Origin of the sequence: Streptomyces sp. NRRL WC-3549, from assembly GCF_000721935.1 — a bacterium.
Taxonomy (GTDB): Bacteria; Actinomycetota; Actinomycetes; order Streptomycetales; family Streptomycetaceae; genus Streptomyces.
In genome coordinates this window covers 198,290-206,894 of the sequence record NZ_KL585394.1, presented here as the reverse complement: position 1 = coordinate 206,894, position 8,605 = coordinate 198,290, and the positions used below count along the sequence as shown (strand labels likewise).

Annotated in this window: 8 protein-coding genes and 1 pseudogene; 6 read left to right on the top strand and 3 right to left on the bottom strand. The window is 72.3% G+C overall.

The genetic code is table 11. The features are described from left to right. From IH13_RS0111665 to IH13_RS0111645, 5 genes and pseudogenes are all read left to right on the top strand, one after another. A pseudogene (locus IH13_RS0111665) lies at window positions 1-225 on the top strand (hypothetical protein); the annotation flags it as partial. Between the two features lie 169 nt (window positions 226-394). Next, entirely contained in the window at window positions 395-1,867 is a 1,473-nt protein-coding gene (locus IH13_RS0111660; protein WP_031083569.1) for an ABC transporter permease, read from the top strand. A 46-nt stretch (window positions 1,868-1,913) separates the two neighbouring features. Next, entirely contained in the window at window positions 1,914-2,597 is a 684-nt protein-coding gene (locus IH13_RS0111655) for an ABC transporter ATP-binding protein (protein ID WP_031083567.1), read from the top strand. A 421-nt stretch (window positions 2,598-3,018) separates the two neighbouring features. Next, window positions 3,019-4,398, top strand: a complete 1,380-nt coding sequence (gene gdhA / locus IH13_RS0111650) for an NADP-specific glutamate dehydrogenase (protein ID WP_031083565.1) — start codon at window positions 3,019-3,021, stop codon at window positions 4,396-4,398. 143 nt (window positions 4,399-4,541) lie between these two features. After that, entirely contained in the window at window positions 4,542-5,762 is a 1,221-nt protein-coding gene (locus IH13_RS0111645) for a hypothetical protein (RefSeq protein WP_031083563.1), read from the top strand. A gap of 123 nt (window positions 5,763-5,885) precedes the next feature. Here the strand turns inward: IH13_RS0111645 and msrA are convergent, their stop codons facing one another. The 3 genes from msrA to IH13_RS0111630 all read right to left on the bottom strand — a co-directional run bounded on the left by msrA (window position 5,886) and on the right by IH13_RS0111630 (window position 7,986). Beyond that, entirely contained in the window at window positions 5,886-6,599 is a 714-nt protein-coding gene (gene msrA / locus IH13_RS0111640) for a peptide-methionine (S)-S-oxide reductase MsrA (protein WP_031083561.1), read from the bottom strand. 68 nt (window positions 6,600-6,667) lie between these two features. Further along, on the bottom strand, window positions 6,668-6,817 hold the full coding sequence (locus IH13_RS43925) for a hypothetical protein (protein WP_199814632.1): 150 nt from the start codon (window positions 6,815-6,817) through the stop codon (window positions 6,668-6,670). Between the two features lie 65 nt (window positions 6,818-6,882). Next, window positions 6,883-7,986, bottom strand: coding sequence for a hypothetical protein (locus tag IH13_RS0111630; protein WP_031083560.1), 1,104 nt, complete (start codon window positions 7,984-7,986; stop codon window positions 6,883-6,885). Window positions 7,987-8,065: 79 nt separating this feature from the next. Here IH13_RS0111630 and IH13_RS0111625 point away from each other — a divergent pair. Then, window positions 8,066-8,605: aminotransferase class I/II-fold pyridoxal phosphate-dependent enzyme (locus IH13_RS0111625; RefSeq protein ID WP_031083558.1), on the top strand; the 540-nt coding region annotated here is incomplete at its 3' end.

Sequence of the window (8,605 nt, the reverse complement as noted above, 5' to 3'; positions counted from 1 at the left end):
AAGGGCATCTTCGGCAGCGTCAACACCAGCCACGGATGCGTCGGCCTGGCCGACGCCCAGGGCGCCAACGACCCCGGCACGGCCGGCGCCTGGTTCTACGACAACTCCATGATCGGTGACGTGGTCATCGTCAAGAACTCCCCGGACAAGACGATCGCCCCCGACAACGGGCTCAACGGCTGGAACCTGAGCTGGTCGGACTGGACGGCGGGCTCCGCCGGCTGACCACCCGCCCGACCCCGTACCCGCTCGGAGGCGGCGGCACCCCGGAACACCCGGAGTGCCGCCGCCTTTGCCGTGTCCGGGCGCCGGAGTACGGGCCCGGTGACGGTTCTCATCCGGCTCTCATCGGAGGCTTACCCCCTCATCACCCCCGCTCCATAGCGTTCGCGCCATGTTCTTCACCTACCTCCGGCGCGAGCTGCGCCGCCGCAGAAAGGCGGCGCTCGTCGTCGCCTCGGGGCTCGCCCTCGGTATCGCGCTGGTCATCATCGTCAGTTCGGTCTCCTCGGGCATGGGCAAGGCCCAGGACAAGGTCCTGGAGTCGCTGTACGGCCTGGGTACGGACATGACGGTGACCAAGGCCGCCGCCGCACCCGAGTCCGGCGGCACCGAGCGGCCCCGGTTCGAGTTCGACGCCAAGGACGACGACGAGGCGACCCAGAGCACCGACCGGGTCATGGTCCAGGGTTTCCAGACACTCGCCGCCGCCACCGTCGGCACGGTGGGTGCGCAGGACGGGGTCGCGGACGCCGTGGGCGGCCTCAGCCTGACCGTCATGAAGGTCGACGGCCAGTTCAAGCGCGGCGAGTTCGAGCAGGACGGGGGCGGCGGCGCCCCGCAGGGCGGCCGGGGCGGCGGCGGTGGCCAGCCGCAGGGCGAGGTCCGGGGCGGTGGCGCCTCCTTCGACGTCGACTCCTTCACCGTCTACGGCACCGACGTCACCCGGCAGGACCTCGGACCGCTGACCTCCTCCGCGATCACCGAGGGCCGCACCTTCAAGGCCACCGAGACCGACGCGAAGGTCGCGGTCGTCGACTCCGCCTACGCCGAGGAGAAGGAGCTCGCCCTCGGCGAGGACGTCACGGTCTCCGGGACCGACTACAAGATCGTCGGCATGTCGACGGCCGACAGCGGTGACGCGGCGGCCGACGTCTACATCCCCCTCGAGCAGGCGCAGACCGTCGCCGACTCGGCGGACAAGGTCACCACGGTCTACGTGAAGGCCGCGGACTCCCAGCAGATCGAGACCGTCAAGGCAGCCATCCAGAAGAACGTCCCCGGTACCACGGTCACCACGTCCGCCGACCTCGCCGACACGGTCTCCGGTTCCCTCTCCACCGCCTCGGACCTGGCGTCGAGCGTCGGCAAGTGGCTCTCCGTCGCCGTGCTGATCGCCGCCTTCCTCGTCGCGGGACTGCTCACCTCCTCGGCGGTCAGCCGCCGCGTACGGGAGTTCGGCACCCTCAAGGCCCTGGGGTGGAAGAGCGGACGCGTCACCCGGCAGGTCGTCGGCGAGGCCCTCGTCAACGGCCTCATGGGCGGTGTCCTCGGCATCGCCGTCGGCGTCGCCGGCGCGTACGCCGTGACCGCCGTCAGCCCGACCCTCACCGCCGAGCTGGGCGCCTCGGGCGGCGCGGGCCGGACGGGAGGCGGCCCCATGGGCGGTGGCGGCCCCATGGGCGGCGGCCCCGGGGGCGGGTCCGGGTCCAAGACCCTGGACATCGCGCTGACCGCCCCGGTCTCGCTCGGCACGATCCTCGTCGCCGTCGCCCTGGCCGTGGCGGGCGGCATCGTCGCGGGTGCCTTCGGCGGCTGGCGGGCCTCCCGGCTGCGCCCGGCCGACGCCCTGCGCCGCGTCGAGTGACACCCCGCCCGCCCCTCACCGTCATACGTACAGCAGGAGTCCACACGTGTACCAGCTCACCGGCGTCACCAAGCGCTACATGCGAGGCAAGAACCCGGTCGACGCACTCGCCGGTGTCGACCTGACCATCGAGGACGGCGGCCGGCTCGTCATCCAGGGGCCGACCGGGGGAGGGAAGTCCACGCTCCTCCAGATGCTCGGCGGCCTGGACCGGCCCACCGCCGGAACCGTCGAACTCGACGGCGTCGACCTGGCGAAGCTCCCCGAGTCCCGGCTCACCAAGGTGCGGGCCGAATCCATCGGATTCGTCTTCCAGAGCTTCAACCTCATCCCGACCCTCACCGCCCAGGAGAACGTCGAGACCGCGCTCGTCCCCCTCGGCCTCGGTGCCAAGGCCCGCCGCGAGCGCGCCGCGGAGGCCCTGGAGTCCGTCGGCCTCGGCGACCGGCCCACCCACCTGCCGAGCGAGATGTCCGGCGGCCAGCAGCAACGCGTCGCCATCGCCCGGGCCCTGGTCAAACGCCCCAAGGTCCTGCTCGCCGACGAACCGACGGGCAACCTCGACGAGTCCATGCGCGACGAGATCATGGAACTGCTCGACGGGCTGTGGAAGGAACACGGGCTGACGTTCGTGATGGTCACCCACGACAGCTCCCTCGCCCGCAAGGCGCCGCGGGTGGCGACCATCCGCAAGGGCAAGGTGACGATCACGGAGAACGCGGCGGCCTGACCGGCCGTACCGGACGCGCCGGAGCCGGGGCGCAGCCCGCTGCACCCCGGCTCCGGGGGCGCGTCCTCCCTCGTGGCTCCGGACGCTGCGCGGCCCGCGCGAGTCCCGAGCCGGCCGCCCGGGCCGCCCGTCAGGTGTGAGCTTCGCCACTGCGGGGCCCGCCCGCCGGGCCCGTACCGGGGGCCGGTCGCACCCGGTGGGCGCCTGATCCGGCGGGCCCGGGGCGGGCAGAGGTGGTCAGTATGTGGATGCAGTCGAAGATCTTCGGCGGGCACTGGGACAATTGGCCGGTGCAATGGTTCCATACGCCTTCGGAAGCAGCGTCGCTTTCGTGAGGTTCTCCTCCTGGAGGGGGACCAGCGGCGCCCCAGGGACGGGTGCGCCGAGCGCATGACGCCCACCCATGGAAGGTCTTGATCAGATGCCGGCCAACTCCGCACCCCTGCCCCCGCACGCAGCCGAGAACCGTGTCATCGAGAAGCTCTACGCGGACATCCTCCGTCGCAACCAGGGCGAGAAGGAGTTCCACCAGGCGGTCCGCGAGGTCCTCGAAACCCTCGGGCCGGTGCTGTCGCAGCGGCAGGAGTTCGTCGACGCCCGCATCATCGAGCGGATCTGCGAGCCCGAGCGCCAGCTCATCTTCCGGGTGCCGTGGTCGGACGACGCCGGCGACATCCACGTCAACCGCGGTTTCCGCGTCGAGTTCTCCAGCTCGCTCGGCCCGTACAAGGGCGGACTGCGCTTCCACCCGTCCGTCAACCTCGGCATCGTGAAGTTCCTCGGCTTCGAGCAGATCTTCAAGAACGCCCTCACCGGCATGCCGATCGGCGGCGGCAAGGGCGGCGCGGACTTCGACCCCAAGGGCCGCTCGGACGCCGAGATCATGCGGTTCTGCCAGTCGTTCATGACCGAGCTCCACCGCCACCTGGGCGAGTACACCGACGTCCCCGCCGGCGACATCGGCGTCGGCGGCCGGGAGATCGGTTACCTCTTCGGCCAGTACAAGCGCATCACCAACCGCTACGAGTCCGGTGTCCTCACCGGCAAGGGCCTCGGCTGGGGCGGCGCCCTGGTCCGTACCGAGGCGACCGGCTACGGCTGCGTCCTGTTCACCGCCGAGATGCTGCGCAGCCGCGGCGAGTCCCTGGAGGGCCAGCGCATCGCCGTCTCCGGCTCGGGGAACGTGGCCATCTACGCGATCGAGAAGGCCCAGCAGCTCGGCGCGACCGTCGTGACCTGCTCCGACTCCGGCGGTTACGTCGTGGACGAGAAGGGCATCGACCTCGCCCTGCTCAAGGAGATCAAGGAGACCGGCCGCGGCCGGATCTCCGAGTACGCCGAGCGGCGCGGCGGACACGTGCGGTACGTCGAGGGCGCGGGCGTCTGGAGCGTCCCGGTCGACGTCGCGCTGCCCTGCGCCACCCAGAACGAACTGCACGAGCAGGACGCGCTCACCCTCGTCCGCAACGGGGTGAAGGCGGTCGCCGAGGGCGCCAACATGCCGGCCACCCCCGAGGCGGTCCGGGTGCTCCAGGAGGCCGGTGTCGCCTTCGCCCCCGGCAAGGCGGCCAACGCGGGCGGCGTGGCCACCAGCGCCCTGGAGATGCAGCAGAACGCCTCCCGCGACTCCTGGTCCTTCGCCCACACGGAGGAGCGCCTGGCGGAGATCATGCGTCACATCCACGACTCGTGCTTCACCACCGCCGAGCGCTACGGCAGCCCGGGCAACTACGTGGTGGGCGCCAACATCGCGGGCTTCGAGCTCGTCGCGGACGCGATGCTGGCCCAGGGCCTGATCTGATCCGGTCCCGCTCGTTCCGGTCCGGGGCACGCGCCCCGGACCGGAGGGCCCGCCTGAGAGGACCTTGTGATCCCCCTGTGCTGGCACCCCTCCCCCCGGACAGGGAAGAGTTCCTGCTCACAGCAGGTACAAGGGGTGGGGACATGGGGATCGCAGGACGCTGGACAGCCGCGCTCGCGCTGGCTTCGGTATGTGTGACGACGGCCGGGTGCGACGCGGGGGGCCCGGGGTCGGGGGCGGCCCGGGGGGAAGCCGTCTACGGCCTGCCGTTGGCCGAGCAGTTCGGCGCCGCGGTCGACGCGACGCGCGCGGCCGGTACCGCCGTCTTCACCGCCACGACGACCTATACGTCCAGGGGCGGCGACGCCGTCGAGCGGACCAAGGGCAGCCTGGACTTCACCGGGGGGACGTCCCGTGCGGTCGTCACCCTCACGGTGGACCGGCACTTCGACGAGGCCGCCGCCGAGGGCATCGGTGAGCCGGGGGCGACGGTCGAACGGACCGTGGCCACCGACGGCGACGACGTCTACACCCGGCAGGACCCCTCCTCGTCCTGGCTGCGGTACACCCCCGAGGCGGTGACCCGACTGGGCGAGCCCTGTCTCTTATACACATCGAGACAGGGTGAGGTGGCACCGTACGGCGGCACGCTCGCCGACCTCGTCCCGCGGGTGATCCCCCGCACGGCACCGGAGCGGCGATCGGACGGCAGCCGCGTCTACCGGGCGACCGCGCTGACCGACGTGGTCTCCGAGCTCCTGCCCCAGAACCTCAGGGCCACCGGCGGAGCCCCGGTGGACCTGGTGGTGCGACTGGACTCCGCGGGCCGGTTGTCCGAAGTGACCGCGGACCTCGCGCCCGTCCTCGCCGTCCTGCACCGGGAGGACACCCTCACCCGGGGCCTCACGGGCATGAAGGCCGTGTTCAGGATCGGCTCGTACGGGGAGGCGGCCGGCCGGCTCGGGCCGGGCGAGGGCGCGAAGACCGAGGACGCGGACAAGGTGCTGGCGGAGCTGGCCGACCTGGAGCGGGGGCGGTGCGCCGCCACCACCACGGGACTCGACAGCCCGGCGATCGTACGGCTGGCCGACTGCGGGGACCCGCACGACATCAGGGTCCTGGCGCAGACCGAGGTGGAGGAGTCCTTCCCCGGCAACAGGGCGGACCGCGTCGACGTGGACGACTACGCCGAGGAGCAGTGCCGCCGCGTCCACGCCGACGCCCCGGCCGCCTGGCGCCGTGAGGCCACCGACCCCGATGCCTTCGCGTTCACCGGCACCGGGTCGGTCTCGACGCTCACGGGCGGAGGGACGACCACCACGGAGCTGAGCGGGGCCTACACCTGCTACCTGACCACATCCTGACGGCTCGTCAGCTCGCGGGGGCGCCCGTCACCCGTACACCGGGGGCGGCCCCGGCCGGAGCTGAGGTCGTGTGACCGGGGCCGCCGCCGGACCTCGCCGAACCGGAGGAGCAGGGGCCGGGAACTACTTGTCCGCCGCCTCCGGCGCGGGGGCGATGCCCGTAGGGCAGGCGCGGCCCCAGTTGGTCTCGGAGGGGGACTCCAGGGTGGCGCCCGTGCCCCCGATGCCGCAGTAGCCGTCCGGGTTCTTGTCCAGGTACTGCTGGTGGTAGGCCTCGGCGGGCCAGAACGTACGGCCCTCGGCCGGGAGGATCTCCGTGGTGATCTCCTTGAAGCCCGCGCCGGTCAGGACCCGCTGGTACGCCTCGCGGGACGCCGCCGCGGCCTCCGCCTGCTCGGGGGAGTGGGTGTAGACGGCCGAGCGGTACTGCGTACCCACGTCGTTGCCCTGACGGAAGCCCTGGGTCGGGTTGTGCGACTCCCAGAACAGCTTCAGCAGTTCGGCGTAGCTCACGACCGAGGGGTCGAAGACGACGCGGACCGCCTCGGTGTGGCCGGTCAGACCCGAGCACGTCTCCTCGTACGTCGGGTTCTCGGTGAAGCCGCCCTGGTAGCCGACGAGCGTCGTCCAGACGCCCTCGGTCTGCCAGAACTTGCGCTCGGCACCCCAGAAACAGCCCAGCGCGAAGTCGGCGACCTCCAGCCCCTCCGGGTACGGGCCGGTCAGCGGGTTGCCGAGGACCGTGTGACGGGACGGGACCGAGAACTCGGGCACGGGGCGGCCGCGCAGGGCCTCCTCGCGGGTGGGGAGCTGCGGGGTGCGGTGGGTCAGGAACATGCGGGGGCTCCTCCGGGGATCGGGTTCACCGTCTACAACACGGTCCGGGGTGCGGGTGTTCCGCCCTGTCAGGCGGCGGGGGCCGGCGGGTCGCGGCGGTCGCGGGCCGGGTCGTCCACCGACTCGTACGACGCCAGGTACGCGGCCGTCTTCTTCCGGGTGCGCAGCCAGAAGTAGACGGCGAGGCCGAGCAGGACGAGCGGGATCAGGCGGGCCATCGAGGTGCCCTTCCGGTCGGAGGGAGGAGGGAGGAGGGAGGACGGAGGAGGGTGGAGGGTGCGGGTCAGTGCGGCAGGGTCGCCGGGCTGCCGCCGTTCGCCTCGTACCCGGCGACCGCCAGCGCGCGGTAGACCGTGTACTCGGCGGCCGGGTCCGGGTTCTGCGTCCAGGGCAGCGCGCCCACGTGCCCGTCGATGTGGACCAGCTGGTGCACGGCCTCCGCCCAGCGTTCCATGCGGACCAGGAAGAGGACCAGCAGGTGCCGGACATGGGCGAGCATCGGGTCGTCGCGGCGGGCCGCGTGCACCGCGAACAGGGCGCCCTCGACCGCCTTCGTCACCACCGCGCCCTGGTAGAAACCCTGCACCAGGACGACCTCGGGCAGATGCTCGTACACCGCGAACAGCGGCAGCGCGGCGAGCAGTGAGCCCTGCGGGGCGCGGGCTGCGGCGGCGGTCGCGAAGCGTTCGGCCTCCTCGCGGGAGCCGTGCCACTTCTCGCACCAGAAGTGCAGCGCCGCGATGTGCGCGCCCATGTGCGCGGGCGCCCGGTCGATGATCTTCGCCCAGAGCTGGTCGAACTGCTCGGGGGAGTAGCCGAGGCCGCGGGCCACGGCCAGCTCCACGACGTACGGGATCGGGTCCCCAGGTGCCAGCAGCGCCGCGTCGCCGCAGACCGTGCGGGCCTCCTCCAGGATCACCCGGAAATCGTCCGTGCCCACCGTGCCCGTACGCCACGCCTGCTGGACCAGGAACTCCGCGTGCACGGCGGCGGCGCCGGCGTCCTTGGGGGCCTCGGCCCGCCAGTTCCGCAGCCAGGCCCCGCCCTCGCCGGGCCGTCCGGCCAGTTCGAGCGAGGCGGCGCCGGCGAACGCCTGCACCCGCTGCCAGCGGGTCTCGCTCTCCTTGGGCGTGGCCGCGAGCAGTTGGGAGGCGGCCCGCCAGTTCTGGGTGCCCTGCACGACGTCGAGGACGTCGATGAGGTCCTGGTCGGGTCCGGGCATCCGGACGTCCAGTTCCTCCTGGCGCGCGAAACCGTAGGCGTCGGGGTCGGCGGCGTCCGGCGAGCCGGGCGCGACCTGGCGGATGCCGCCGCGACGGCGGAGCATGATCGGGCCGACGACCGCGGCGAGCATGCACAGCGCGAGCAGGAACCACAGAATCTCCATGCCCCCCATTGTCCCCGGACGGGTACCCGTCCGGCGCAGTGGCCCGGAAGTACCCCTGGGACGAACTACGCTCGGCCCCATGAGCGACCAGCACAGCTTCGAGACCCTCGCGATCCACGCCGGCAACACGGCGGATCCCCTCACCGGCGCCGTGGTCCCGCCGATCTACCAGGTGTCCACGTACAAGCAGGACGGCGTCGGCGGGCTGCGCGGCGGCTACGAGTACAGCCGCAGCGCCAACCCGACCCGCACCGCACTGGAGGAGAACCTGGCGGCCCTGGAGGGCGGCCGGCGCGGGCTCGCCTTCGCGTCCGGCCTCGCGGCCGAGGACTGCCTCCTGCGCACGCTCCTCACCCCCGGTGACCACGTCGTCATCCCGAACGACGCCTACGGCGGCACGTTCCGGCTGTTCGCGAAGGTCGCCTCGCGCTGGGGCGTGGAGTTCTCGGTGGCCGACACCTCGGACGTCGACGCGGTACGCGCGGCGATCACCCCGCGCACCAAGGCGGTGTGGGTGGAGACGCCGTCCAACCCGCTGCTCGGCATCACGGACATCGCGGCCGTCGCGGGTGTGGCCCGGCAGGCGGGTGTGCGGCTCGTCGTCGACAACACCTTCGCC

Excerpts from the sequence above, each read along its gene's own strand:
- IH13_RS0111630 (WP_031083560.1), bottom strand. The coding sequence starts at position 7,986 with ATGGAGATTCTGTGGTTCCTGCTCGCGCTGTGCATGCTCGCCGCGGTC.
- IH13_RS0111660 (WP_031083569.1), top strand. The coding sequence starts at position 395 with ATGTTCTTCACCTACCTCCGGCGCGAGCTGCGCCGCCGCAGAAAGGCG.
- gdhA (WP_031083565.1), top strand. The coding sequence starts at position 3,019 with ATGCCGGCCAACTCCGCACCCCTGCCCCCGCACGCAGCCGAGAACCGT.
- msrA (WP_031083561.1), bottom strand. The coding sequence starts at position 6,599 with ATGTTCCTGACCCACCGCACCCCGCAGCTCCCCACCCGCGAGGAGGCC.
- IH13_RS43925 (WP_199814632.1), bottom strand. The coding sequence starts at position 6,817 with ATGGCCCGCCTGATCCCGCTCGTCCTGCTCGGCCTCGCCGTCTACTTC.
- IH13_RS0111645 (WP_031083563.1), top strand. The coding sequence starts at position 4,542 with ATGGGGATCGCAGGACGCTGGACAGCCGCGCTCGCGCTGGCTTCGGTA.